The sequence below is a fragment of the Mesorhizobium sp. M1E.F.Ca.ET.045.02.1.1 genome (assembly GCF_003952485.1).
Classification (GTDB): domain Bacteria; phylum Pseudomonadota; class Alphaproteobacteria; order Rhizobiales; family Rhizobiaceae; genus Mesorhizobium.
In genome coordinates, this window is record NZ_CP034447.1 from 7175307 (window position 1) to 7198933 (window position 23627).

Sequence of the window (23627 nt, forward strand, 5' to 3'; positions counted from 1 at the left end):
CGAACGCAGGGCGCATTTAGAGATGAAACCGGTCACGTAACTTCCTCCACCTGGGCGGCGTGCCATCCGGGCCGCGCCGCATTTCCTCCTTGCCGGCCCGCTCCCAGACCGGTCACGTGGCGAACGCCACAAAACTGTCATGGCATGCCCAAGCTTTCAGCTGGCTTTCAGCCATTTTAGCGGCTGTTGAAATGGAACCGAGCGGGATTGCCAATCACGTGGAGGTGAAGCCAAGCACGTCGCGCATGCCGTATTCGCCGGGCGGCTGTCCGGCGACCCACAGCGCCGCCGCGATGGCGCCGCGCGCGAACATCGAGCGGTCGCCTGCAGCATGCGAGAGCGTGAGCGCCTCGGCTTCGCCAAGGAAGCTGGCGCTGTGCTCGCCGACGATGCTGCCGCCCCGCAGCACGGCAAAGCCGATCTCGCCGGCGGGACGCGGGCCGGTGACGCCGTCGCGGGTACGCCTTGCCAGCTCATCCAGCCTGACGCCTCGCCCGCGCGCGGCCGCCTCGCCCAGCATCAGCGCCGTGCCCGACGGCGCGTCAACCTTCAGGCGGTGATGCGCTTCGAAAATCTCGATGTCGCAATCGTCGGCGCCGAGTGCCCGCGCCGCCTGCTCGACCAGGCCGGTCAGCAGGTTGAGCCCCAGCGAATAGCTGCCGGAGCGCACGATGGCGATTTTCCTCGCGGCGTCGGCGATGGTTTCCAGTTCAGCGGCGTCGAAACCTGTCGAACCGATGACCAGCGCCGGCCCGCCGCGCGCCGCGCAGGCCTTTGCCAGTTCGGCGGACGCTGCCGGCGTGGTGAAGTCGACGACCACATCGGCCAGCGCCAGCGCCTCGTCACGCTCGACCAGCCCCTCACCTGCGCTGCCCGGTCGGTGGAAGCGGGCGGCGAGATCGAGCCGCGGATCGGCCGCGACGGTCTCCGCCATCTGCCGGCCCATGCGGCCGAGTGCGCCGGTAATGGCTATCTTGAGCTGCGGCATGGCTATCCCTGTCGAAAGCTGAGTCGGAACAATCCTCTAGCACGCCACCTTGCCAAATTGATTCAGCCGGCTACGGCGCCACGACATCGGAGCGAGACAAGGGCGAACTGTACGCGAATGTGAAGCGTCACACTCATCATGGCTCGCGCGATGTGCTAATTTAGCTCCGCTGTCCGGCCGCGACGCGCCGCCCGGGCCGGGTCCGAGGGGGGACGCCCATGTTACGGCCAGTGCATGTCCTGGTTCTTTCCTGCCTCGTGCTCGCACCACTCGCCGGCGGGGCATTCGCCGCCCAGGCATCTTCCGACAAATCGGACGATGCGGCAAAGAAGGCCGCGCTCGCCGAGGCGATCACCACCTGCGACCGGGGCGCCTCCGTGCCGCTCGACCCCGAAGCCAAGGCGCCGCCGATCCAGTATGGCGAGCTCTTCCCGTTCGATATGAACTTCGGCAAGCTCAAAGGCCTGGCCGACAAATGTCAGGCGGCGATGCTCGGCGCGCCGCAGGAAAAGCGGTTGACGCTGCAATGGCTGAGGGTCGAAGTAGCGCTCGACCAGCCGGGACTGACCTGGCTCATCCCGCAGATCAAGCCGCTGGCCGACGGCGGCAGCCCTGAAGCGAATTTCCTGCTCTACGAGTTCTATGCGGTGCATCGGCGCGACCGCGCGGATGCCGGTGCGCCGTCGATCACCCGCGAAATGGCGCTCGACGCCCTGCAGAAAGCTGGCGCCGCCGGGCATCTGATGGCCCTGATGACGCTGCTCCGCCAGTATAACGACGGGCCGCTGCTGCGCCGCGACGCGCGCAAGCTGGTCGAGACCGCGCAGCACATCATCGACGCGCCGGTCCAGGGCCAGTCGCCCGGCGAATGGGACAGCCAGGTCCGTAAGGGCATGCCGCTGCTGATCGCGCAGACGACGCCGGAGAAGGACGGCTTCACCGGCGACGAGCAGCAAAAGGCCTTTCATGCTGTCGAGGCCGATTCCCAGGCCGGGACCAATGACTCGGTACGATCCGCGCTCGCCTACATCACGGCGCTCCGGCTGGGCCGGGGGACGCCGCAGGATGCAGCAAAGGCCAGGCAGTTGCTGGAGGCGCGCGTCGGTCACGACGATTACGCCATCCCGATGCTGGCCGACATGCTGGCCAAGGGCGAAGGCGGCCCGACGGACGGCAAGCGCGCCATCGCCATGCTGCGCGCCGCCAAGAATGTTGCCGAGGCCGGGCCGATGCTCGCCGGCCTGCTGCTGGACGGCAGGTTCGTCGGCCGCCAGCCGCGGGCGGCGGTCCAGCTGTTCAACGGCTCATGGGACCTCGATGCCTGCATCAGGCTTGCGGGCCCGCTTGTCGACTATGACGGCGTGCGGGTCGACTATCCCGAAATGCTGGTCGAACGCCTGAGCGACGGCGCCGATGCCGGCGAGCCCGGCGCGGCGCTGGCGCTGGCGCGGCTCGAGCTTTCGGACAATCAGCAGTTCAGGAGCGAGGACCAGGCGCGCGCCATGCTGAAGCCACTGGCGGATGGGGGCGACCGCGACGCGCTCTGGCTCTACGCCTCGACGCAATATGCCAATCTCGATTCGACCAGCTATCGGCCGTCGCGCCGCGAAGACGGCCTGAGCGACGATCGACTGAAAACCCTGATCGACGAGGGCGAAGGCAAGAAGGAGGCGCAGGCCTACCTGCTTCATGCCAAGCTGCTGCGGCGGGGCTTGGTCTATCCGCAGGACGACGTCAGGGCGACCGCGATGCTGATCAACGCCGCCAATCTCGGCAGCGTCGAAGCCATGGTGCTGCTCGGCGACGCCTATGACAACGGTCTCGGCATCGACAAGAACCCGCGCGAGCGGCTGCACGCGTGGCGCGAGGCGGCACGGTTGGGCTCGCTCAAGGCAAAGGGCAAGCTCGCCGATGCCTTCACCTTCGACAGTTTCGATCACTTGATGACGCTGCGCGAAGGCATCACCAACCGCATTGCCCTCTACAATGACGGCATCGGCAGGATGGGCGCCGGGGTGTTCGGCGGCGATGCCGGTATCGAACTCAGCGGCCTCTTTTCCGGGCCGGCCTCCAGCGCCGGAACGGCCGCGGTCGCCGCCGCGGTGATGGACGCGTTCCGGGAAGCGCCGGCCGGCCTCGACGAGGAAAACCTGGTCGGCGTCGGCAAGGCCCTGCCCGACGAAATCCGCATCGCGATCGAGACGACGCTGAAGAGCGAGGGTTTTTACGCGGGTGAGCTGAAGGGCTATTTCGGCCCCGACGCGCGCAAGGCGCTGGCCGCATGGGTCGATGCGAAAGGCCCGCTCACCGATGCTCCGAGCCCGCAAACGGCGGCCGGGACACAGCAGGCGGCACCGGCTTCAGACATGCTCGCGGGCGAAATCCTCGACCGCGTCCGCGACAAGGCCTTCACCCAGGCGCAGGCCGCCAAGACCGACAAGCAGAAGAAGGCCGCCATCAAGCAGCTCGGCATGCTCGCCCGCTATGGCGACCTCCCCTCGCGCTGGGTGCTGGTGCGCAACTATCACCAGGCAAGGGTCGTGCGAGCGGTCGTCACGCCCGACGAAGTCACGCGCTATGCGCTGGACATCCTGGTCTCGAAACCCGACGGCGTCGACAAGGCGGAGTTCGAATTCATCTTCGACCTGACGCAGATCGCGCAGGACCGGAAATCACGCGCGGTCGGCAACGCCACCCTTCAGGCGATCCGCGACGATCCGCGCCTGCAGGACCCGCTGACGCTCGGCGCCATCATGGGACAGTTCGCCTTCGCGCCCGACGCCTGCGACTCCGTCCTCGCTGCTGCCCGCAAGGCCGGCATCGACGGCGTGGGCGAGGATGGATGCGACGAGCAAACACGCACAGCTCTCATCGCATTCGCCAAGGACAAGGGTGCAACCGGCATCGATGCCACGGCCCGCAAGGCGGCCGCGGAAGAGATCAAGACGCTGGACGCTCAGGCCGCCAAATAGTCAAAGCCGAGCGATCAAAGCGCCCTGAGCCAGACCTTGTTGTCGTGGAAGGCGGCGCCGCCATAGGGCGCCGGCGCGTCGGCGCCGGTGAGCACGTTGATGCCCTCGCCGCGCTCGTGCGCGCCGTTCGGCCAGATGCCTTCGGCCACCACCACGCCGCGCTTCACGCCGTCGAAGAGCTTGGCGTGCAGCACGAGGTCGCCGCGCCGGTTGCCGACCTCGACGCGGCCGCCATCCTCGATGCCGAGCGACGCGGCGTCCTCGGGATGAAGCAGCAGTTCCGGCCTGCCTTCCTTGGCCTTCGACACCGGCGTCTCGGCAAAGGTGGAGTTGAGGAAATTGCGCGCCGGCGAGGTCGTCAGGCGGAACGGATGCTCCTCATCCGCCACCTCGATCAGGTCGACATGGTCAGGGAATTCCGGCAGCCGATCGACCGGTCCGAACAGGCCCATGCTCTTCGGCGGCCGGTTGGGCGCCGCCTGCCCCGTCCAGTTGGGGCGGAAGTGGAATTTCTTGTCGGCATGGCCGAAGCCGTTGATGAAATGCGCGTCGTCGAACTCCGGCTGCAGGTCGACCCACTTCTGTTGCCTGAGGCTGTCGAAGCTGCCCAACCCGCGCTTGCCGAGGATGATGTCGATATGCTCCTTCTCGGTCAGGCCGAAGCCCGGCCGGTCGCCGACGCCCAGCCGCTTGCCGAGCTCCTCATTGACATAGTGGTTGGTGCGCGGTCCTTGCGGCGGCTCGATCAGCTTGGGGCCGAGCGTGATGTGCTGGTTGCCGCCGCCCTTGTAGACGTCGTCATGCTCCAAAAACATCGTCGCCGGCAGCACCACGTCGGCGAGCTTGGCCGTATCGGTCATGAACTGCTCGTGCACGCAAGAGAACAGGTCCTCGCGCAGGAAGCCTCGCTTCACCAGGCGCTGCTCCGGCGCGACGTTGGCGGGGTTGGTGTTCTGGATCAGCATCGCCGTCACCGGCGGGCCGCCGTAAAGCGCGTCCTCGGCTCCGGTCAGCACCGGACCGATGCGCGAATGGTCGAGATAGCGCACCTTCGGGTCGCGCATCGCGGTGCCCTCGAGCACGTCCTGGTTCAGCTTGAAGATACCGGAATTGGAATGGAAGGCGCCTCCGCCCTCATATTGCCAGGCGCCGGTGACCGCGGCGATGCAGGAGGCGGCATGCACGTTGATCGAGCCGTTGCGCTGGCGAGCAAAACCATAGCCGAGGCGGAAGTAGGTCTTCTTCGTCGTGCCGACCAGATGCGCGAAAGCCTCGATCTCGGCGACGGAGAGCCCGGTGATGGCCGCCGCCCACTCCGGCGTGCGGGTCTTGAGGTGCTCTTCCAGCCCGCGCGGATCGTCTGTGTATTTTTCGAGATAGGCGCGGTCGGCCATGCCATCGCGGAACAGCACATGCATGACCGCGCAGGCGAGCGCGCCATCGGTGCCGGGCTTGAGCACCAGGCCGAGATCGGCCTGCTTCATGGTGGCGTTGTCGTAGATGTCGATGACGACGATCCTGGCGCCGCGTTCTTTCCGCGCCCTGGTCGCATGGGTCATGACGTTGACCTGGGTGACCACCGCATTGGTGCCCCAGATCACCACGCAGTCGGACTTCGCCATCTCGCGCGGATCGGGACCGCGCAGGGCGCCCGCCCCCATCATCCAGCCGGTCCAGGCGAGGTTGGTGCAGATGGAGCCGAAGAAGCCGGAGTATTTCTTCGCATGCCGCAGCCGCTCGATGCCGTCGCGCTGCACCAGCCCCATCGTGCCGGCATAGAAATAGGGCCAGACGGTTTCCGAGCCGTATTTCTCTTCGGCAGCGATGAATTTTTCCGCCACGAGATCGAGCGCCGCTTCCCAGCTCGCTTCCTTCCAGGCGCCCTCGCCCTTGGCGCCGGCGCGCACCAGCGGCTTCAGCAGCCGGTCGGGATGGTGGACGCGGTCGGCATAGCGGGCGACCTTGGCGCAGACGACGCCCGCCGTGTAGCTGTTCGCCTTGGCGCCATGGACGCGGCCGATGCGGTTTTCGTCGAGCAGCTCGACTTCGAGCGCGCAGGTGGACGGACAATCGTGCGGACAGGCCGAATGGCCGATCCTGAGCTTGGCGTGCTGGTTCATGCGGGGTGTGTAGCGGGTTTTGCCGGCGAGGTGTAGGGCCAGATGGCTCCTTCCCTTCTCCCCTTGTGGGAGAAGGTGGATCGGCGCGCAGCGCCGAGACGGATGAGGGGTGTTCCAGCGGAGTGAGACGCCGGCGTTCCCTGGAGCACCCCTCATCCGTCGCCTTCGGCGACACCTTCTCCCACAAGGGGAGAAGGAGAGACGCTACTCCGCGATCCCTTCCTCATACTCCGCCGACATTGTCAGCCACTTGTCCTCGTTCTGCGCCAGCGTGTGTGCCAATTGCGAGCGTTCCTTGGCGAGGCGGGTGGCGGTCGAGGGGTCCTTCTCGTAGAGGGCCGGATTGGCGAGCTCGTCCTCGATCAGATCCATGCGCTTGCGGATGCGGTCCATCAGCGCTTCGGTGGCGCGGATCTCCTTGGCTAAAGGCTCCAGTGCTGCGCGGCGCTGGGCGGCCTCGCGGCGGCGGTCGGCCTTGGACGCCTTGTCGGCCTCCTTCTGCTCGCGGCGGTTGGACGAGACGCCGGTCACCAGCGTCTTGTAGTCCTCCAGATCGCCGTCATACGGGTTGACCGCGCCGTCCTTGACCAGCCACAACCGGTCGGCGGTGGCTTCGAGCAGATGCCGGTCATGCGAGATCAGGATGACGGCGCCCGGGAAATCGTTCAGCGCATGGATCAGCGATTCACGGCTGTCGATGTCGAGGTGGTTGGTCGGCTCGTCGAGGATGAAGAGGTTCGGGCCTTCGAAGGCCGAGAGGCCCATCAGCAGGCGCGCCTTCTCACCGCCGGACAGGTCCTTCGCCGCCGTGTTCATCTTCTCGGTCGACAGGCCGAACTGGGCGACGCGGGCGCGCACCTTGGCCTCCGGCGCATCCGGCATCAGCCGGCGCACATGCTCATAGGCGCTTTCCTCGGGGCGCAGATCGTCGAGCTGGTGCTGAGCGAAGATCGCCACCTTCAAGCCCGGCGCAATGGTGATGGTGCCGGTTTCGCCCTTCAAGCGGCCAGCGAGCAGCTTGGCGAAGGTCGACTTGCCGTTGCCGTTGGCGCCAAGCAGCGCGATGCGGTCGTCGGCATCGATGCGCAGCGTCATCTTCTTCAGCACCGGATTGCCCTCGGTGTAGCCGACATTGACGCCGTTGAGCGCCACGATCGGCGAGGCCACCGTCTTCACCGGCTCCGGGAAGGAGAACGGCCGCACCGTATCGTTCACCACCGCGGCGATCGGCTTCAGCTTCTCCAGCGCCTTCAGCCGCGACTGCGCCTGCCTGGCCTTCGAGGCCTTGGCGCGGAAGCGCTCGACGAAGGATTCCATGTGCTTGCGCTGCGCTTCCTGCTTGACGCGGCTCTTTTCCTGCAGCTCACGCTGCTCGGTGAGCTGCCGCTCGAACTGGTCGTAGCCGCCGCGCCAGAAGGTCAGCTTCTTCTGGTCGAGATGGACGATCGAGTTGACGGCGCGGTTGAGCAGGTCGCGGTCGTGCGAGATGAGCAGCACCGTGTGCGGATATTTGGAGACATAGTTCTCCAGCCACAGCGTGCCTTCGAGGTCGAGATAGTTGGTCGGCTCGTCGAGCAGCAGAAGGTCGGGCTCGGAGAAGAGCACGGCGGCGAGTGCCACCCGCATGCGCCAGCCGCCCGAGAAGGACGAGGCCGGTCGCTTCTGCGCGGCATCGTCGAAGCCGAGGCCGGCCAGGATGGTGGCGGCGCGGGATTCGGCCGAATGCGCGTCGATGTCGGCCAGCCGCGTGTGGATCTCGGCGATACGGTGCGGATCGGTCGCGGTCTTTTCCTCTTCGAGCAGCGCCGAGCGCTCGACATCGGCCTTGAGCACGATCTCGATCAGCGGCTCCTCGGTGCCGGGCGCTTCCTGCGCCACCTGGCCGATGCGGGTGTTCTTCGGCAGGCTGATCGAGCCGGTTTCGGAGGGAAAATCGCCGGTGATCGCCTTGAACAGCGTCGTCTTGCCGGTGCCGTTGCGGCCGACGAGGCCGGCCTTGGTTCCGGCGGGCAAGGTCAGCGAGGCATGATCGAGAAGCAGGCGCCCCGCCATGCGCAGCGAGAGGTCGTTGATGATAAGCATGGGCGGGCTTTTGCACGGGACATCGGCGGTTCGCAAGAGCCAGGGCCTGGATGAGGGTCGCTGCATGCGACCGCGAACCATTCGGGAAAAGCCCGATGGGACTGGAACCAGTTGCCGGCCGGAGCGTTTTGAGCCCCGTGATCCGTTATTTCGCCCTCGCCTTCATCTTCTTCCAGGTCGCCACGACAGCCGCGCTGGCGACGCAGGTGGTTCTGTTCGCCGGCGATACGGATGGATCGCCTACTTTGCAGCTCCAGTAAGCGAGGCGCCGACCCGGCGATCTCCCCCCTTGAGGGGGAGATGTCGCCGAAGGCGACAGAGGGGGTCGTCTCACATAGATCGCCGGCGCCGTCTCTCGTCGCTGGGCGTCGACGCTTCACGCGCGGCGACCCCTCTGGCCTGGCGGCCATCTCCCCCACAAGGAGGGAGATTGCGCGCTCCTCTGCTTGCGCCAATCGCCGGTCACACTTTGCTTGCCACGTCACCGGTTTGACGTTGATCGCTGCCATGTTCTCAACCTATGCTGGTTCCAGCGGCGGGCTTTGTAGAACTCTCATCGTGAGGTGCTCCTATGAAGCGATTGCTCCATGCCGCCGGCGTTGCCCTGCTTCTCATCATGCCCGCGGCCCATGCGGCTGCAGCGGATTGCGCGGCGGCGAAGACGCAGGCCGAGCTTGCCACCTGCACCGCCAAGGACGCTGCCTCGGCCGACACCGCGCTCAACGCCGTCTACAAGGGGCTGTCGGGACGCCTCGCTCCCGCCGACCAGCAACGCCTTCGCGACGCGCAGCGCGCCTGGATCCCGTTCCGCGACAAGGAATGCGCCTTCCGCACCCAGCCCTATGCCGACGGCTCGGTGTATTCGAGCCTGGTCGAAGCCTGTAAGGCGGAATTGACCCAGGCGCGGCTGACGCAGTTGCAGCACCAGTTGCAATGTCCGGAAGGCGACCTCTCCTGCGTGCCGCAAACCGCCGGCGGTGCCGCGCTTGCGACGGCTGGCGCCGCGTCTGCGACGGCTGGGGCCGCGCCTGCGACGGCCGCTCCTGCCAAGGCAAGCCCGAACGACACGCGGCCTTGCGTGCAATCCGCCGGCAAGGCGAAGTCGGACCAATATGTCTCGCAATGCGTTCAGGTGTCGCCGGCAACACACCCGCCCTGCAACGGACAGAACGCGTGCAGCATGATGATCGACGAGATCAAGCGAGGCTGCGCCATGATCGGCGCCGACAATCCGCCGGCCTTCTGTTCCGCCTACAAGAACTGAGCAGCAAGGCGGGCCGGGCCGCATGGCCAGGCCCGCCTGCCGCCAAAACAGCGGCACTGACCAACCCATGCGGAAGATCAAATCGGTCAACCAAAACAACCCGAAGTCGCGCCTTGGCTTATATTAGCGCGATGGATGCCGAAACCACCAAAAAAAGTGCCAAATCTTTTGATCCAGCCGCGATGCTTGGCGAAAAATCGATTTCAGTTTTGCCGCAATCCTGCGAACTTATGAAAGCGTCGTGATTCGCGCGAGGCGCCAATAACAATCAAAAATAACAACAATAACTTGACTGTGTCAGGAGCTCCCGATGGGCGAGGCGGCCAACGATCTGCGCATGCTGAGATATGTCGCGGAGATCACCCGAAGGCTGGCGAAGATGCTTTCGCGCACGCGCTATCAGGTGCTTGTCTATTTTCTGGAGATGACGGCTGTCGAGGCGGACAGCCTCGCGGCAGAGCAGGATCGCCGCGCCGAGGCGCGTAAGCCGCCCCGCAACTGAAGGCGACCAGGCGGAAGACTGGTTGGCCGCCCTGCGACGCAGTGCATCGAGCGTGCCCAAGCAGTCGGCCGACGGCATGGCGTCGGCCGTTGCGGCATGAGCGGCTGGCCTCAGGCCTTGGGCTTGCGCTTGCCCTTGCCGGAATCCGCGGCCGGCTTGCGGCCGAGGCCGGAAGACTTGGCCAAGGCCGAGCGGGTGGCCGAATAGCTGGGGGCTACCATCGGATAGTCTGCCGGCAGGCCCCATTTGGCGCGGTATTCGTCCGGCGTCAGCCCATGGTCGGTCGACAGGTGCCGCTTCAGCGACTTGAACTTCTTGCCGTCCTCGAGGCAGACGATGTGATCGGGGAACACCGAGCGCTTCGGATTGACGGCCGGCGTCAGCGGCGCGCTTTCCTTGACAGCGGCGCCACCGGCGAGCTTGCGCACCGAGGCGCTGACGCTGGCGATCAGATCAGGCAGGCCGGAAGCCGGAAGCGGATTGTTGCCTACATAGGCCGAGACAATGTCGGCGGTCAGCTCGATTGCAGTCTTGTCATCGATATTGGACAATTTTTTCACCCTTTGCTGGCTCTCAAATGACCAGCTGTTTTTTAGGACTTTGGTCTAGGTATCATATTGGACCTGTCCCCCAACGGACCGTCCAGAGTCAGTAAATACACGAGACTCAATACCAAAAGCACGTTTTCACTGCGGGCTACGACCGCGCAAGTTAGGAATTCTAATACCTATAACAAACAATTGACAGCGCCGGAAATCTGCACGGGCGCGTAAATGACGCAACAGCACTTCAATTTATGCGAGTAATTCCAGCAAAAGTCGAAATTCAGGATGAAGGCCGACGCTGGCGAGCAGCACAGGCGCCCGGAGGACCGATCATGCCCGATTCGGCGCGGCGAGTCGCTTATTCCGCGGCGGCTCCGCGCCTGAGATCCGCCGGTCCGTTGTCGGCCAGTATCTCCAGCACACGCTTCCAGCGCGCGCAGCGGCCGAAATCCCTCTGCTCGATGGCCTTTTCCGCCTTCATGGCGGCATAGAGCGGCGCCTCGGCGCCGAATTCCTTCATCAGCCAGTGCGCCTCCTGCCGGGCGCGGCGTTCGTCGTTGTCAAGCATGGTTCCAGGCATGCTTCCTGACATGATCTTCAGGCCTCCGAACGTTCGATGCCGACAGCAATGCAACTGCCGATGACGAGGACGGCGCCGGCAATAGCCGTCGGCGACAGGCTTTCGCCCGACAGCGCCAGCAAAAGCGTGGAAGCGATCGGCGTCAGATAGGCGACGACCGCGAGCCTGCCGCCCTGGTCGAGGCTGAGCGCGCGCGACCAGAAATAGTAGCCGAATCCCATCGGCCCTGCGCCGAGATAGAGGCCGAGCAGGAGGTGCGTGCCGCTCAGGTCTGCAGCGCCGTCATGCAGACACCAGGCGAAGGTCAGCGCGAAACCGATCAGCGCCGAGGGCAGCAGAAGGCGATCCGGCGACAGGGCAAGACGGCCGACGGCGAGCGAATAGAAGGCCATGCAAAGCGCCGAGCCAAAGGCGGCGCAATAGCCGACGAGACTGCCTTCGAACCAGGCTGACGCGCGTCCGCCGGAGATCACCAGCGCCACGCCGACGAAGCCGAGCGCGGCAGTCAGCCCAAGCAGCAGCGGTCGCTGCGGGCGGCCGAGCGCGATGACCACCTCGGCGACCATCAACGGCCAGGTGTAGGCGACCAGATTGGCCTCGATGACCGGCATCGAAGCGAAGGCGATGTATTGCAGCACCATGGTGCCGACCAGACCAATGAAGCCGACCCCGTAGGCGGCGAGAGCCGACCTCCCCTTCTCCCCTTGTGGGAGAAGGTGGCCTCGCGAAGCGAGGTCGGATGAGGGGTGTTCCAGGGAACGCCGACGTCTCACTTCGCTGGAACACCCCTCATCCGTCTCGGCGCTGCGCGCCGATCCACCTTCCCCCACAAGGGGGGAAGGAGAAGTGCTCATAAGCCTGATCACCGCAAAAACCAGCGCGGCGCCGCAGAACTGCAGGAATTGCACCTCGGACACCGGGTGACTTGCAAGCAGCGTCTTGCCGACCAGGGCGTTGGTCGCCCAGAGCGCCACCGCGCCGAAGGCGAGGGCTAGCGCCGCCGAGGAAGCAGCGCCGGAGCGGTTCTTCCGCCTTTCGGCCATGACTGGCCCGAGGCTCAACGACGCTGAGGGCGCCTGGCGCTCGACGGGATCATCCGCCACTACCACGACTCTCTGGCTCCGCCGGAAACCGACTCGACGGCCGGCTTCGGCACAGGATGCTCCTCCGCATGGCGGCGATAGGCAGGCAGTTGGTTCGTCCAGACATCGTCGGCAAGCTCATTGACCCAGGCGCGGTCGTGGTCGTTGTCGGCGGCGAGGTAGAACATGCGGTTGTCGTCGACATAGGGCTTGGTCACCGAGCGCTGGTTGAGAACCAGGGTGACGCGCGAGCCGAGTTGGATGGGCGCGGTGCGATGGAGCACGCCGAGGAACTGACCGAGCGTGGCGTAGTTCATCTTGTGGTCGATGCGCATGACCTTGTTGCGCGGCAGGTCGCGGCCTGATTCGAGGATGGCGCGGCCGGTCTCGGAATCGTCGCAATAGATTTCAAGATGGCCGCCGATCAGAGGGTCGCTGATCGACAGCGGAATGAGCTCCGTCACCGGAACGCCGTCGCAGTGCCATTCGACGGCGCCGTCCTTGGGGTTCATGAAGGTGACGGTCGAGCCGACGATCGACAGTGGATAGGGTTCAAGCTTGGTGCCCATCATGTCGGACAGCCGCTCCAGGCGCAGCTTGTCATGCAAAAGCTCCTTGATCTCCGGGATGTAACGGTCGGCGCCGGTGATGAAGGTGAGGTCGAGATGCTTGTGCACCGCATGGCTGGCCTTGAGCTTGAGCGCCGCCTCCTCGATCGCGGCAAGCAGTGCGGGGTCGTAGCCGTGCAGATACTGGGCGACGCCGAAGCTCGACACTTTCCACGCCGTATCATGACCAATGATGGCTTCACGGCTCATCGCATAGCGCAGTTCGGGGATGGTATGGGCGTTCATTCTACTTCTCCAAGATGGGGGCAACACTTGGTAAACAGTCGATTAAGCCGCCCGCCCCTGTAAATTTAGGAATGCTGGTGCTACTTTAAGCCCAGCTAAAGGTCGGGCCCCGTGCGTCTGCTCAGTCAGGTCAACTTAAACTCGCTGAAAATCGTGGAGAGCGCCGCGAGGCACAAGAACTTCACGCGCGCCGGCGAGGAGCAGTTCATCACCGCCTCGGCTGTCAGTCAGCGGGTCAAGAGCCTGGAGGATCAGCTGCGCTTCAAGATTTTCCAGCGCGGCGGAAATGCGGTGTCCCTGACGCCGGAGGGCGAGACCTATGTGGCCCGGGTGCGCGAGGCGCTGGAGCGGATCGTCGCCGCCAGCATGGAGGCCACCGGCCAGTCGCAGTCGCATGTGCTGAGAATCTGCGTTTTGCCGACCTTCGCGGCGCGCTGGCTGTTCCCGCGGCTCACCAGCTTCCAGCGGCAATATCCCGATATCGAGATGCGGGTCTCGACCTCCTATGCGACGCACGAATTCTCGACCTCCGAGTACGACCTCGAGATCCGCTATGGCGACGGCAATTTCCCCGGCCTCAAATCCGAGCTGCTGTTCAAGGAGGACCTGACGCCGGTGTGCAGCCGCAAGCTGTTCCACGACGTGCTGGGCGACAAGCCGCTGTACAAGGTGACGCCCGAGGACCTCAGGCACTTCACCTTGCTCCACTCCGACACCTGCACCCAGAACTGGCAGTCCTGGCTGGGCTTTGCCGGCGCGAGCTTCGTGCTCGGCGAGACCAGGAGCATCTATTTCGATTCCTGCATGATGGCCTACGAGGCGGCCAATGCCGGCATGGGCTTTGCCGTCGCCAACCGCGCCTATATGGCAAGCGACATCCGCGCCGAACGGCTCGTGGCGCCTTTCGCGGTCCACCATCCCAACAGTGCCGGTTGGTATTTCGTGAGTCCGATCAAGGCGCTCGGCGCGCGCAAGGTGGAGCTGTTCAAGCAGTGGATCATGGCCGAGGCGGCGCTGACGCAGCGCCAATTGGACATCGAAATCGCCGACATGCCGGTGAAGCGGGTAGCGATGGCGTAGGCGGACGCCCATGCCTAAGGCCCTGGAGCCGAATTCTCGATAGTGCGGAGGCTTCTCTTCACCGGTTGGCTGAAGCCGGAGCATTTGAGCAACCGGTAAGATACAGATGATTCAACCATGACGACGCCTGGCTGCATCTCAGGATTGTTGTTGTAGATTTCACACAATACCGGGAATTTCTGGCGGGATTTCACTTATATCCAGAGGACTTTCCAAGCCTTGCCCATGACCTGGCGGCAAGACTCAGCTATGATTTATTTTGCGGCGGGCCTGATTTTCCCGCTTGGCCGGCGCTTTCCAGCTTCCTCCCAAGCAGCGCCGGCCTTCTTCTGTGGCAGACATCGCCTACCTGCTTTGCCGCCATCACTGCGCCGGCTGCGTGCCCTGCTGGTCGCCGCCGGTGGTCGATTTCGGCACCGGGTTCTTGTCGATCTGCGGGCTCTGGTCGGCGGGCGCCTTGGTGGGCTGCACGCTGTTGTCGCAGGCGGCGAGCGCGAGCCCTGCCGCAAGAGCCAGCAGCACAGGAAGCTTCATCATGACGACCTCCTCTCGTTCGCCCCATTTCAAGGGGCAAACGAAGCGGTGGCGGTTTGGTTGCGTTCGCCCATGGGAACCAATCGCCCAAGTCCCGGTTGAACTCCCAACCGATCAAACCGCACAAGGAGATGGTCATGATCCGTCTGCTGCTTGTCGGCCTGTTTGCCTACACGGCCTATCGCGTGACAATGCGGATCATCGAGGAAGTGCCAGGCGACGTCACGCCGTTGGAGATGCCAGGCGATGAAAGGCGGACGCTGCGGCGCCAGTCGGCGGCAATGGGTGTGGAGCCGAAAAGGTAGTTACAGCCAATCTCCCCCACTTGGGACCCACTTGGGGGAGATTGGCCATCATTCCGGCTTTCGCCAACTGCGAACGCACTCGACGCCTCAATCCCGTTGCGAACAAAGCGGAAACGATGCTTGATGGGCGATGAACATCGCCGCCCGTGATTCGTCCTTCGAAGCTCCCGCCTATCTCGCCCGGCTGAATGACGCGCAGCGGCTGGCGGTGGTGCATGGCGACGGCAAGGTGGCCGCGCCTCTTTTGGTGATCGCAGGCGCCGGATCCGGCAAGACCAACACGCTGGCGCATCGCGTCGCCCATCTCATCGTCAAGGGCGCCGATCCGCGCCGCATCCTGTTGATGACGTTCTCGCGCCGCGCCGCGGCCGAGATGGCCAAGCGCGTCGAGCGCATCGCCGGCGAGGTGCTGGGCCGCGACGCCGCGATCATCGCCGACGCGCTCGCCTGGGCCGGCACCTTCCATGGCATCGGCGCCAGGCTGCTCCGCGACTATGCCGAGCAGATCGGCCTCGACCCGGCCTTCACCATCCACGACCGCGAGGATTCGGCCGACCTGATGAATCTCGCCCGGCATGAGTTGGGATTCTCGAAAACCGAAAGCCGCTTCCCTACGAAAAGCACCTGCCTGCAGATCTATTCGCGCGCGGTGAACGCGCAGGCGCCGCTCGGCGAAGTGCTGGGCTCGGCATTTCCCTGGTGCGCCGGATGGGCAGACCAGCTCAAGCAGTTGTTCGCGGCCTATGTCGAGGCCAAGCAGGCGCAGAACGTGCTCGACTACGATGACCTGTTGCTCTACTGGGCGCAGATGGCGGCCGAGCCGGAGATCGCGGCGCATCTCGGCAGCCGCTTCGACCATCTGCTGGTCGATGAGTACCAGGACACCAACCGGCTTCAGGCCTCGATCCTGCTCGCGCTAAAGCCGGACGGCGCCGGGCTCACCGTGGTGGGCGACGACGCGCAGTCGATCTATTCCTTCCGCGCCGCGGAAGTGCGCAACATCCTCGATTTCCCGAAGCAGTTCGCACAAGGCGCCGAGATCGTCATGCTGGAGCGCAACTACCGCTCGACCGAGACGATCCTTGCCGCCGCCAACGCGGTGATCGGCGAGGCCACCGAGCGCTTCACCAAGAACCTCTGGACCGAGCGCAGATCGTCGCACAAGCCGCAACTGGTGAGCGTGCGCGACGAGGCCGAGCAGGCCAATTATGTCTGCCACGCGATCCTGGCCGAACGCGAGGCCGGCACGGCGCTGAAGGCGCAGGCGGTGCTCTTCCGCGCCTCGCATCACAGCGGGCCGCTGGAGGTCGAGCTCACGCGCCGCAACATCCCCTTCGTCAAGTTCGGCGGGCTGAAATTCCTCGACGCCGCGCACGTGAAGGACATGCTGGCGATGCTGCGCTTTGCCGAAAACCCGCGCGACCGCGTCGCCGGGTTTCGCGTGCTGCAGCTTATGCCGGGCATCGGCCCTTCCGCCGCCTCGCAGATCGTCGAGGCGATGGCCACCTCGCTGGACGAGACGATGGGCCTTGCCCGCTTCCGGCCGCCTCAGCGCGCGGCAGAGGACTGGCCGGTCTTCCTCGACATCTACAGCGGGCTGCGTGCCGGTCCCAAATGGCCGGCCGACCTCGAACGGATCAGGCTGTGGTACGAGCCGCATATGGAACGCATCCATGAGGATGCGATCACCCGCCGGGCCGACCTGTTGCAGCTCGAGCAGATCGCGTCCGGCTACCCCTCGCGCGAGCGCTTCCTCACTGAGCTCACGCTCGACCCGCCGGATGCCACCAGCGACCAGGCCGGACCGCCGCATCGCGACGAGGATTATCTGATCCTGTCGACCATCCATTCGGCCAAGGGCCAGGAGTGGAAGAACGTCTTCGTGCTCAACACCGTCGACGGCTGCATCCCCGCCGATCTCGGCGTCGGCACCAAGGAGGACATCGAGGAGGAGCGCCGGCTGCTCTATGTGGCGATGACGCGGGCGAAGGACAGCCTGCATCTGGTGGTGCCGCAGCGCTTTTATCCGCACAACCAGCCGGTGCGCGGCGACCGCCACATCTATGCCTCGCGCACCCGCTTCATCCCGGCCTCGATGCTTTCAGCCTTCGAGCAGACGTCGTGGGCGAGCGCGCGTATGGCGAACGATCCGCGGACCCAACCCCAGGTCAAGGTCGATCTCGGCGCGCGCATGCGCGGCATGTGGAAATAGCGTCCGCCCCGAGCATCGCCGAACCGCACTCCACCCCAACTCGCCAAGCCGCTCGCGGCCGGTTTGCTGCCTTCTCCATGGAACTTTTCACCCGGCAACGGATTTCCGTTAGTAAAATCTAATGCAAGGAGGCAGTTATGAAGAATCTCATTCTCGCCGCCATGATGGGCGTGGCTAGCTTGGCGCCAATGACGGTTCCGACACAGGCAGTAAGCCTGACCATAACCACCGACGACGGCATGGGCAGATACGATGACGATTACTACTGGCGCCGCCATCACATGCGCGACGAGTGGCGCTACAGAGACCGATACGAGATGCGCGACGATTGGCGCTACAGAGGCCGATATGAGATGCGAGGCGGATACCGCTACGGCCACAATCGCGACTGCATGGTCAGGGTGCACAAACGCTGGCATCACCACCACTGGGTCGTGAATAGAGTCTGGAGCTGCGGCCTCCACAGAGGCTGGAGGGACTAGCTCGGGATGCTGTGGTCGACGCGTGACGCAGGCCTCGAGCCTCCCATGAAAACAGGTGGAAAATGCGCTTGATTCCATCGACGATGAGTTGGCGGCAGCGGCTCGGTGAACTGGCGGGCCAACTTTTCGTCAACATCGCCGCGGCGCTGATCGCAGGGATCGCGATCCTCTTGCTGGTGTTGTCGGCGCACTACCAGGTTCCGCAACTTCCACCGGAAGTGGCAATCACCGCCGGCGCCGGCCAATAGCTCTGGCGGGGCAGGCGCGAAAAGATCCCCGAACGTGGAACCTCGCGCCGCAAGGCGCGTTGTGTGGCGTCCTACCCAAGACCGAGGGTGGCAGCCCGCCATCCTCTGCCCAATCCGAGAGGTCTAAATGTACGACAGGATGTCCTTCGCCCCGGTCGCGCTCAGTGTCGGCGCCGGCCACAAACGCATGATAGCCTCGCTGTCCGACATGCATGTGTTCCTGACCGAGTTCCCGCCGTCGCGCCGGCGGCTGAGCTACGGCGTCGCGGTGAAGGCCTGCGAAGCCGCACGGGCCGGAGAAATTTCCGTCGAATCGGCGCGCGACGCGCTGGTCACCTTCGCGGTGACGGCCGGCATCCTGTGGCCGTCCGACCAGCCGATCGTCTCGGTGAAGCCAGTCGCGCGCGCCCATGGTGGCTTCGCCGCCTGATATTGGCAGGCCCCGCACAGCCCGATGGAGGGCCCGCCAGACCCGCCTGAGATGATTTTCTCGGGCGGGTTTTTCTCGTTCAACCCAGCCTTCCGCTGCCCCGGCCAGATTCCACGAAAGTTTTCCGGCGCTGCGTGAAACATCGCATAGAACATACCACTGCGTGAAGCAGCGCACAGAACGGTCCCTTGCGTGAAACATCGCACAGAACATTCGCCTTGCCGGTGCAGGTTTGCGAACGTGCGGCAAAGAAGCGGATGTTTTCGCGCAACCTATCAATGGAACGTGCTGGAGACGTCGTCCAACAACACGTTGCGCGGACTTTCGAAGCTTACCTGGTCACGCCCGTTCGACTTCGCCTTGTAGAGATGCCTGTCGGCGACCTGGAACATGTGGTGATAGGTGGTGGGTCCGTTGAAGGCGACGCCGCCGATGCTGACCGAGAGAGGCCATGGCTGCCCGCCGGGCGCGAACCCGGCCTCGCGGATGCCCAGCCTGATCGATTCCGCGACCAGGAAGGAGCGCGTCGCATCGGCGCCCGGAAGAAAGACCGCGAATTCCTCGCCGCCGATGCGCCCGACGATGTCGGGGCCGTGAAGTTGGCCCTGGATCGTCCTGGCGATCAGCTTCAGCGCCTGATCGCCGCAATCGTGGCCGAGACGGTCGTTGATCGACTTGAAATGATCGGCGTCCACGATCAGCAGCGCGCCGGTATCGGCGACGGCATGGCCGCGCGCCTGCTCTAGATAGGCTTCCACCAGCATCGAGAAGGCGCCGCGGTTGAAGACGGCCGTCAGGCTGTCGGTCGCGGCGACGATGCTGAGCTCTTTCTGGGCGATCGCCAACTGGCGCATCTTCCACATCAGGAAGAACAGGAAGGAGCCGCCAAGGACGAGCGGCAGGAACAGGTCGGTGAGCTCTGCCCAGAGCAGCGCGTCCGGCGACAGCGAGGGAAAGTTGAAGGAATCGACAAAGAAGGCCGCGGCAATGAAGAAGGCCGTGCCGGCGAAGGTGACCAGCGCTACCCTGCCCCAACTCGTGGGGGACAAATCGATGCGCATGTCATTGCTCCCACTGCGACTGGCCTATTGTGGAGCGCGAGCGCAAACGAAGTCCTAATATATTAGCTTCAATGCAAGCTTGGTTAACAAGCAATCAGGCGTAGGCGCGGCCTTCCTCGGAGCGCTGGAACAGCATCAGGTCGAGCGGCACCGAGGGCCTGCCGAGCACGGTGAGGCACATATGCGCCTGGCCGCGATGGTGGGTCTGGTGATTGAAAAGATGGCTGAGCGCCGGCGCCAGCCGCTGCGAGACGGTGCGCATGTCGGTCGTCATATAAGAAAAACGTCCAGTGAACGCCTTGTCGGTCATGCCGCTCACCCAGTCGACGATCCTCCTGTCCTCGGCCTCGCGTGCCAAGCGCAAGCCTGGGAAAGCGCGATGGAGGATCGTCGCAAGGTTTGAGGGCGCGTCGCCCTCACCCGTAAAGCGCTTCATCCAGACTCGGTCGGTGACGAGCAGATGGTTGAGCGTGCCAAGCATCGAGCCGAAGAAGGCGCCGACGTCGCGAGCGAGCTCCTCCTCGTTGAGGTCGGCGGCGGCATCGTAGATGCGCGCGTTGGCCCATTGATTGTAGGCTGCAAACATCATGAAATGCTGTTTCATTCTTCCATCCGGCTCGCAACGAATCCCGGCTCTTCGTAACCCGCAGGAACCGCAATGACCATTCTCTTCTATGACCTCGTCGGCCACGACACCCAACGCCCGTTCAGCCCGCATTGCTGGAAGGCGAAGATGGCGCTGGCGCACAAGGGACTCGACGCCACCAAGGTGCCGACGCGCTTCCTGGAAGTGCCGAAGGTCGAAGGCGGCGTCTCGAAGACGGTGCCGGTGATCCGCGACGGCGACCGCGTGGTGGCCGATTCCTTCGCCATCGCGCTCTATCTCGACGAGGCCTATCCGGAGCGGCCGGCGCTGTTTGCCGGCGAAGGCGGCAAGGCGATGGCGCGCTTCATCGAGCGCTGGTCGCAACTCACCATCCATCCCTACGTCACAAGCGTAGCGCTTACCGACCTGCATGGCATGCAGGACGAGGCGAACGCGGCGTATTTCCGCGAGAATCGCGAGCAGCGCTTGGGCAAGAAGCTGGAAGAGGTGGTGGCGGGCCGTGATGCGGGACTGGCAGGCTTCCGCGCCTCGCTGGAGCCGCTGCGCTCGATGCTGACCTACCAGCCCTTCATCGGCGGGAGCTCGCCGCTGTTTGCCGACTACATCGTGTTCGGGGCGCTGCAATGGGCGCGCATCGCCTCGCCCTACCGGCTGCTCGACGAGAGCGATAGCGTGGCCCAGTGGTTCGAGCGCTGTCTCGACCTGCATGGCGGGATCGGCCGGCAGGTTGCGGCCGCGGCTTGACGCTGGCGATCTCCCCCCTCGAGGGGGAGATGTCGCCGAAGGCGACAGAGGGGGTCGCCTCAACTGCCGCGACGCCATGAGGCGGCGAAAGAAGAGGCCGGCGCTCCACGCGAGACGACCCCCTCTGGCCGCTTCGCGGCCATCTCCCCCTCAAGGGGGGAGATTTGCCGCTGCCGTCACTTCGCTTCATCCTTCTGGACCAGCCTGACGCAGATCGGGTCACCCTTTTCCATGCGCGCGCATTGCCATTCCGGGCCGAAGCCGAAATTCTGCTGCCCGCGCTGTGGAAAGAACAGCAGGACCAAGACGATCCCGGCGAGAACCACGGCCATCAACAGGATGCCGGCGACATCGCCGCGTCTTAGGTAAGGCCAGTTCATCGCTTCCGGCTCCGCTGCCGCGACGCCCCGACCTGCACGCGAAGCGCGCTCGCAGCCGTCTAATTATCCCGCAAAGAGCCGGCCTTGACCAGAAGCCGCCTCCCCTTGGCAAGCCGCCGGGCGGCTTGTATAGAGCCCGCCACTCCAATTTCCATTCCCAGAACAAGGACGACCCAATGGCGATCGAACGCACCTTCTCCATGATCAAGCCGGATGCGACCAAGCGCAATCTGACCGGCGCCATCACCAAGATGCTGGAAGACGCAGGCCTGCGCGTCATCGCATCGCGCCGCGTGTGGATGAGCCGCCGCGAGGCCGAAGGCTTCTACGCCGTCCACAAGGAGCGTCCTTTCTTCGGCGAGCTCGTCGAGTTCATGTCGTCGGGCCCGACCGTCGTGCAGGTGCTCGAGGGCGAGAACGCCATCGCCAAGAACCGCGAAGTGATGGGCGCCACCAACCCGGCCAATGCCGCCGAGGGCACCATCCGCAAGGTCCACGCGCTGTCGATCGGCGAGAATTCGGTGCACGGCTCGGACGCGCCGGAAACCGCCGCGCAGGAGATCCGCTACTGGTTCTCCGACACCGAGATCGTCGGCTGAGCCGGCAGTTTCGGCTTGCAATGAAGGCGGCCCCGGGCCGCCTTTTTTGTTGCACTGGGGTGGGCAGGCCGGCCGGGTGCCCTAATTCGCTTCAACCGGCGACAAGTGACAAGGGCGTCGTCGGCTGTGAGCGACCATCGCGCTTCCGCCCGCGAGAAGGGAGGGAAGCATGATCAAACCCCATGTTTCCAAAAGTGGCGTTGCCTATCCGGACGATCTCGTCCTGTTGAAGCGTATCTATGACCAGGTCTGCGAGGAGCGGGGCATCGCCCGCGGCAGCCCCGAGGCCTCCGAGTTGGCGATCGAAGCCATGAAGCTCTTTTCCGCCGGTATTTTCGACGAAGACGCGATCGGCCGCCGTCTTCGCCATGGCTGATCGGTCGGCCGAGCTCAATTCCCTTCACCGTAGCGGATGACCTCGACCTTCTCCTTGGTGATCAGGCAGCTCATGGTCAGCGCCTTGATCTCAGGGATCAGCGCATCGATCTTCTCCGGCGCGTCGACGATCTCGACGACGATTGGCAGATCCTGCGACAGCCGCAGAATCTTGGCGGTGTGGAGCACGCTCGAGCGGCCGAAGCCGAGCGGTCCCCTGAGCACGGTCGCGCCCGCCATGCCGGTCTCTCGCGCCTTGATGACGATCGCCTCGTGCAACGGCATGCCGTCGGCTGCCCTGTCGTCCTCGCCGAAGAATATCCTGAGCAGCACGCATTGGCTGGGAAGTTCCATGTTCTCCTCCCTGGTCACCTGGTGATCGGCAAGCGGTTGAGCCTGGCTGCCATGAGATAGCCGAGCCAGGCCGAGGCAAGCGACAGCACCACCACACTGACAAGATAGGTCGTGGCGAGGCCGAGGTCGCCCTCGAAAAGCAGGATGAAGGTGTCGAGGCTCATCGACGAAAAGGTGGTGAGGCCGCCGCAGAAACCGCCGGTGACGAACTGGCGGCCGGCCGGGCCGACCATCAGGCGCCCGTCCGGCCGGGTCAGCGTAGCGAAGAACATGATCACAAGGGAGCCGACCACGTTGACGAAGGCAGTGGCATAAAGCGCGCTCAAGCCCAGCAGCGAGACGATGACGTAGCCTGAGAGAAAGCGCACCAGCGAGCCGATCGCCGCGCCGCAGCCGACCGAGAGATAGAGGCGAAACTCCGTCTGCCTGTCGTTTCCGGACATGACGCCCTACCCCGCTATCCAGACGACAGCCCGGAAGCCCAGGGCGACCGCAAGCACGCAAAGCGCCGACGAAGCGACGATGTTGAAGACGGCGAGCCGCCGCTCGCCATCGAGCGCCAGGTTCAGCGTCTGCAGGCAGAAGGACGAGACCGTGGTGTAGCCGCCGAAGAGGCCGACCACGATCAGGTCGCGCACGAATTCGGCGGAAAAGACGCCGCCGACCATCCGCGCCGCGCCGGCGAAGGCGCCGATGGCGAGCGCGCCGGAGACGTTGACCACCAGGGTGCCCCAGGGAAAGGTCTCGCCGACGCTGCGGCCGACAAGGCCCGACAGAAAGAAGCGGGATATGCCGCCGAAGAAACCACCGACCAGGACCAGGGCGCAAGCCGCAAGGGTCATCGCTTCAAATGCCTTTCCAAATGTGATTCCACTTAAGGAATCACCTCATGAAAACAGGCATGTTGCGAGCGGAAAAACAAATCCTGCCGCGCGAAAGCACGCCTGGCAGGAGTCATCGGCCCAGATACGAAACGCTCGGGCGGTTTCGGGGGAACCCCATCCCCATTTTTGCACCGGCAAACTAGGTCCTTCCGCCATCCCGGTCAATCGGCTGGAGAAAGTTGGCAGGCGCGTCGAAACGGCGATGCCATGAATTTGCAATGGAACGACGAAGGCCGTGATTTACCACTCACTCCCGAGACATCGTACTTTGACTACGGCCGCGCCGCTGCATCGCCTTGTTTGCTTGTGATTTTTCGCACCCGTGTGCCTGTGCTAATATGGA

Annotated in this window: 28 protein-coding genes and 1 riboswitch; of the genes, 14 read left to right on the forward strand and 14 right to left on the reverse strand. The window is 64.6% G+C overall.

Going from position 1 to position 23627, the window contains the following annotated elements:
- Positions 1-214 precede the first annotated feature (214 nt).
- The gene (dapB, locus tag EJ070_RS35195) at positions 215-988 is read right to left on the reverse strand and encodes a 4-hydroxy-tetrahydrodipicolinate reductase (protein WP_189350262.1); all 774 of its coding nucleotides are present in this window, start codon (positions 986-988) and stop codon (positions 215-217) included.
- Between the two features lie 218 nt (positions 989-1206).
- Here dapB and EJ070_RS35200 point away from each other — a divergent pair, with 218 nt between their 5' ends.
- A complete protein-coding gene (locus EJ070_RS35200) occupies positions 1207-3960 on the forward strand; it encodes a sel1 repeat family protein (protein WP_126095457.1) in 2754 nt (917 codons plus the stop codon).
- A 14-nt stretch (positions 3961-3974) separates the two neighbouring features.
- On the opposite strand, the gene EJ070_RS35205 is transcribed toward EJ070_RS35200, so the two are convergent.
- Positions 3975-6080, reverse strand: coding sequence for a molybdopterin oxidoreductase family protein (locus tag EJ070_RS35205; RefSeq protein WP_126095458.1), 2106 nt, complete (start codon positions 6078-6080; stop codon positions 3975-3977).
- Positions 6081-6284: 204 nt separating this feature from the next.
- Entirely contained in the window at positions 6285-8162 is a 1878-nt protein-coding gene (locus EJ070_RS35210; RefSeq protein ID WP_126095459.1) for an ABC-F family ATP-binding cassette domain-containing protein, read from the reverse strand.
- Positions 8163-8257: 95 nt separating this feature from the next.
- Here EJ070_RS35210 and EJ070_RS36580 point away from each other — a divergent pair, with 95 nt between their 5' ends.
- The 4 genes from EJ070_RS36580 to EJ070_RS35220 all read left to right on the forward strand — a co-directional run bounded on the left by EJ070_RS36580 (position 8258) and on the right by EJ070_RS35220 (position 9928).
- Complete coding sequence (locus EJ070_RS36580; RefSeq protein WP_189350264.1) at positions 8258-8422, forward strand: hypothetical protein; 165 nt, start codon at positions 8258-8260, stop codon at positions 8420-8422.
- A gap of 311 nt (positions 8423-8733) precedes the next feature.
- Complete coding sequence (locus tag EJ070_RS35215; RefSeq protein WP_126095460.1) at positions 8734-9426, forward strand: lysozyme inhibitor LprI family protein; 693 nt, start codon at positions 8734-8736, stop codon at positions 9424-9426.
- 113 nt (positions 9427-9539) lie between these two features.
- Positions 9540-9671, forward strand: a complete 132-nt coding sequence (locus EJ070_RS37535; protein ID WP_281059635.1) for a hypothetical protein — start codon at positions 9540-9542, stop codon at positions 9669-9671.
- A 65-nt stretch (positions 9672-9736) separates the two neighbouring features.
- Positions 9737-9928 (forward strand): hypothetical protein, encoded by a 192-nt coding sequence (locus EJ070_RS35220; protein WP_126095461.1) that lies wholly within the window; start codon positions 9737-9739, stop codon positions 9926-9928.
- Between the two features lie 110 nt (positions 9929-10038).
- On the opposite strand, the gene EJ070_RS35225 is transcribed toward EJ070_RS35220, so the two are convergent.
- The 4 genes from EJ070_RS35225 to EJ070_RS36585 all read right to left on the reverse strand — a co-directional run bounded on the left by EJ070_RS35225 (position 10039) and on the right by EJ070_RS36585 (position 12989).
- Entirely contained in the window at positions 10039-10479 is a 441-nt protein-coding gene (locus EJ070_RS35225; protein ID WP_126095462.1) for a MucR family transcriptional regulator, read from the reverse strand.
- Positions 10480-10831: 352 nt separating this feature from the next.
- Complete coding sequence (locus EJ070_RS35230; protein WP_126095463.1) at positions 10832-11041, reverse strand: hypothetical protein; 210 nt, start codon at positions 11039-11041, stop codon at positions 10832-10834.
- Between the two features lie 29 nt (positions 11042-11070).
- The gene (locus EJ070_RS35235) at positions 11071-12096 is read right to left on the reverse strand and encodes a DMT family transporter (protein ID WP_126095464.1); all 1026 of its coding nucleotides are present in this window, start codon (positions 12094-12096) and stop codon (positions 11071-11073) included.
- 59 nt (positions 12097-12155) lie between these two features.
- The gene (locus tag EJ070_RS36585; protein WP_189350266.1) at positions 12156-12989 is read right to left on the reverse strand and encodes a hypothetical protein; all 834 of its coding nucleotides are present in this window, start codon (positions 12987-12989) and stop codon (positions 12156-12158) included.
- Between the two features lie 111 nt (positions 12990-13100).
- On the opposite strand from EJ070_RS36585, the gene EJ070_RS35250 reads away from it, so the two are divergent.
- Positions 13101-14069, forward strand: coding sequence for a LysR substrate-binding domain-containing protein (locus EJ070_RS35250; protein ID WP_126095465.1), 969 nt, complete (start codon positions 13101-13103; stop codon positions 14067-14069).
- Between the two features lie 363 nt (positions 14070-14432).
- Here EJ070_RS35250 and EJ070_RS36590 read toward each other — a convergent pair whose 3' ends face one another.
- Entirely contained in the window at positions 14433-14606 is a 174-nt protein-coding gene (locus EJ070_RS36590) for a hypothetical protein (protein WP_189350268.1), read from the reverse strand.
- Positions 14607-14740: 134 nt separating this feature from the next.
- Between EJ070_RS36590 and EJ070_RS36595 the strand changes: the two genes are divergently transcribed.
- From EJ070_RS36595 to EJ070_RS35270, 5 genes are all read left to right on the forward strand, one after another.
- Entirely contained in the window at positions 14741-14908 is a 168-nt protein-coding gene (locus tag EJ070_RS36595; RefSeq protein WP_189350269.1) for a hypothetical protein, read from the forward strand.
- Between the two features lie 130 nt (positions 14909-15038).
- Positions 15039-17120, forward strand: coding sequence for an ATP-dependent helicase (locus tag EJ070_RS35255; RefSeq protein ID WP_126095466.1), 2082 nt, complete (start codon positions 15039-15041; stop codon positions 17118-17120).
- A 137-nt stretch (positions 17121-17257) separates the two neighbouring features.
- Complete coding sequence (locus EJ070_RS35260) at positions 17258-17602, forward strand: hypothetical protein (protein WP_126095467.1); 345 nt, start codon at positions 17258-17260, stop codon at positions 17600-17602.
- A gap of 68 nt (positions 17603-17670) precedes the next feature.
- The gene (locus tag EJ070_RS35265; RefSeq protein WP_126095468.1) at positions 17671-17850 is read left to right on the forward strand and encodes a hypothetical protein; all 180 of its coding nucleotides are present in this window, start codon (positions 17671-17673) and stop codon (positions 17848-17850) included.
- A 127-nt stretch (positions 17851-17977) separates the two neighbouring features.
- A complete protein-coding gene (locus EJ070_RS35270; RefSeq protein WP_126095469.1) occupies positions 17978-18280 on the forward strand; it encodes a DUF982 domain-containing protein in 303 nt (100 codons plus the stop codon).
- A 275-nt stretch (positions 18281-18555) separates the two neighbouring features.
- Here the strand turns inward: EJ070_RS35270 and EJ070_RS35275 are convergent, their stop codons facing one another.
- Positions 18556-19341 carry a GGDEF domain-containing protein gene (locus EJ070_RS35275; protein ID WP_126095470.1) on the reverse strand — a complete coding sequence of 262 codons (786 nt, stop codon included), beginning with the start codon at positions 19339-19341 and terminating at the stop codon, positions 18556-18558.
- Between the two features lie 94 nt (positions 19342-19435).
- Positions 19436-19945, reverse strand: coding sequence for a DinB family protein (locus tag EJ070_RS35280; protein ID WP_126095471.1), 510 nt, complete (start codon positions 19943-19945; stop codon positions 19436-19438).
- 54 nt (positions 19946-19999) lie between these two features.
- Between EJ070_RS35280 and EJ070_RS35285 the strand changes: the two genes are divergently transcribed.
- A complete protein-coding gene (locus EJ070_RS35285; protein WP_126095472.1) occupies positions 20000-20692 on the forward strand; it encodes a glutathione S-transferase family protein in 693 nt (230 codons plus the stop codon).
- A 176-nt stretch (positions 20693-20868) separates the two neighbouring features.
- On the opposite strand, the gene EJ070_RS35290 is transcribed toward EJ070_RS35285, so the two are convergent.
- The gene (locus tag EJ070_RS35290) at positions 20869-21072 is read right to left on the reverse strand and encodes a hypothetical protein (RefSeq protein WP_126095473.1); all 204 of its coding nucleotides are present in this window, start codon (positions 21070-21072) and stop codon (positions 20869-20871) included.
- A gap of 176 nt (positions 21073-21248) precedes the next feature.
- Between EJ070_RS35290 and ndk the strand changes: the two genes are divergently transcribed.
- Positions 21249-21671, forward strand: a complete 423-nt coding sequence (gene ndk / locus EJ070_RS35295) for a nucleoside-diphosphate kinase (protein ID WP_040972162.1) — start codon at positions 21249-21251, stop codon at positions 21669-21671.
- Between the two features lie 169 nt (positions 21672-21840).
- Entirely contained in the window at positions 21841-22047 is a 207-nt protein-coding gene (locus EJ070_RS35300) for a hypothetical protein (protein WP_126095474.1), read from the forward strand.
- A gap of 14 nt (positions 22048-22061) precedes the next feature.
- Here EJ070_RS35300 and EJ070_RS35305 read toward each other — a convergent pair whose 3' ends face one another.
- The 3 genes from EJ070_RS35305 to crcB (EJ070_RS35315) are packed head-to-tail and all read right to left on the reverse strand — an operon-like array spanning position 22062 to position 23242.
- The gene (locus EJ070_RS35305; protein ID WP_126095475.1) at positions 22062-22400 is read right to left on the reverse strand and encodes a DUF190 domain-containing protein; all 339 of its coding nucleotides are present in this window, start codon (positions 22398-22400) and stop codon (positions 22062-22064) included.
- Positions 22401-22414: 14 nt separating this feature from the next.
- Positions 22415-22843 (reverse strand): fluoride efflux transporter CrcB, encoded by a 429-nt coding sequence (gene crcB, locus EJ070_RS35310; RefSeq protein WP_126095476.1) that lies wholly within the window; start codon positions 22841-22843, stop codon positions 22415-22417.
- A gap of 6 nt (positions 22844-22849) precedes the next feature.
- The gene (crcB, locus tag EJ070_RS35315; protein ID WP_126095477.1) at positions 22850-23242 is read right to left on the reverse strand and encodes a fluoride efflux transporter CrcB; all 393 of its coding nucleotides are present in this window, start codon (positions 23240-23242) and stop codon (positions 22850-22852) included.
- Positions 23243-23341: 99 nt separating this feature from the next.
- Positions 23342-23415, reverse strand: a riboswitch (Fluoride riboswitch).
- Between the last annotated feature and the right edge of the window lie 212 nt (positions 23416-23627).

Excerpts from the sequence above, each read along its gene's own strand:
- dapB (WP_189350262.1), bottom strand. The coding sequence starts at position 988 with ATGCCGCAGCTCAAGATAGCCATTACCGGCGCACTCGGCCGCATGGGC.
- EJ070_RS35280 (WP_126095471.1), bottom strand. The coding sequence starts at position 19,945 with ATGAAACAGCATTTCATGATGTTTGCAGCCTACAATCAATGGGCCAAC.
- EJ070_RS35220 (WP_126095461.1), top strand. The coding sequence starts at position 9,737 with ATGGGCGAGGCGGCCAACGATCTGCGCATGCTGAGATATGTCGCGGAG.
- EJ070_RS35260 (WP_126095467.1), top strand. The coding sequence starts at position 17,258 with ATGAAGAATCTCATTCTCGCCGCCATGATGGGCGTGGCTAGCTTGGCG.
- EJ070_RS35205 (WP_126095458.1), bottom strand. The coding sequence starts at position 6,080 with ATGAACCAGCACGCCAAGCTCAGGATCGGCCATTCGGCCTGTCCGCAC.
- EJ070_RS36585 (WP_189350266.1), bottom strand. The coding sequence starts at position 12,989 with ATGAACGCCCATACCATCCCCGAACTGCGCTATGCGATGAGCCGTGAA.
- EJ070_RS35255 (WP_126095466.1), top strand. The coding sequence starts at position 15,039 with ATGAACATCGCCGCCCGTGATTCGTCCTTCGAAGCTCCCGCCTATCTC.
- EJ070_RS36580 (WP_189350264.1), top strand. The coding sequence starts at position 8,258 with ATGGGACTGGAACCAGTTGCCGGCCGGAGCGTTTTGAGCCCCGTGATC.
- EJ070_RS35270 (WP_126095469.1), top strand. The coding sequence starts at position 17,978 with ATGTACGACAGGATGTCCTTCGCCCCGGTCGCGCTCAGTGTCGGCGCC.
- EJ070_RS36590 (WP_189350268.1), bottom strand. The coding sequence starts at position 14,606 with ATGATGAAGCTTCCTGTGCTGCTGGCTCTTGCGGCAGGGCTCGCGCTC.
- EJ070_RS35230 (WP_126095463.1), bottom strand. The coding sequence starts at position 11,041 with ATGCTTGACAACGACGAACGCCGCGCCCGGCAGGAGGCGCACTGGCTG.
- EJ070_RS35235 (WP_126095464.1), bottom strand. The coding sequence starts at position 12,096 with ATGGCCGAAAGGCGGAAGAACCGCTCCGGCGCTGCTTCCTCGGCGGCG.
- EJ070_RS35290 (WP_126095473.1), bottom strand. The coding sequence starts at position 21,072 with ATGAACTGGCCTTACCTAAGACGCGGCGATGTCGCCGGCATCCTGTTG.
- crcB (WP_126095476.1), bottom strand. The coding sequence starts at position 22,843 with ATGTCCGGAAACGACAGGCAGACGGAGTTTCGCCTCTATCTCTCGGTC.
- ndk (WP_040972162.1), top strand. The coding sequence starts at position 21,249 with ATGGCGATCGAACGCACCTTCTCCATGATCAAGCCGGATGCGACCAAG.
- EJ070_RS35305 (WP_126095475.1), bottom strand. The coding sequence starts at position 22,400 with ATGGAACTTCCCAGCCAATGCGTGCTGCTCAGGATATTCTTCGGCGAG.
- EJ070_RS35210 (WP_126095459.1), bottom strand. The coding sequence starts at position 8,162 with ATGCTTATCATCAACGACCTCTCGCTGCGCATGGCGGGGCGCCTGCTT.
- EJ070_RS36595 (WP_189350269.1), top strand. The coding sequence starts at position 14,741 with ATGATCCGTCTGCTGCTTGTCGGCCTGTTTGCCTACACGGCCTATCGC.
- EJ070_RS35300 (WP_126095474.1), top strand. The coding sequence starts at position 21,841 with ATGATCAAACCCCATGTTTCCAAAAGTGGCGTTGCCTATCCGGACGAT.
- EJ070_RS35215 (WP_126095460.1), top strand. The coding sequence starts at position 8,734 with ATGAAGCGATTGCTCCATGCCGCCGGCGTTGCCCTGCTTCTCATCATG.
- EJ070_RS35285 (WP_126095472.1), top strand. The coding sequence starts at position 20,000 with ATGACCATTCTCTTCTATGACCTCGTCGGCCACGACACCCAACGCCCG.
- EJ070_RS35275 (WP_126095470.1), bottom strand. The coding sequence starts at position 19,341 with ATGCGCATCGATTTGTCCCCCACGAGTTGGGGCAGGGTAGCGCTGGTC.
- crcB (WP_126095477.1), bottom strand. The coding sequence starts at position 23,242 with ATGACCCTTGCGGCTTGCGCCCTGGTCCTGGTCGGTGGTTTCTTCGGC.
- EJ070_RS35200 (WP_126095457.1), top strand. The coding sequence starts at position 1,207 with ATGTTACGGCCAGTGCATGTCCTGGTTCTTTCCTGCCTCGTGCTCGCA.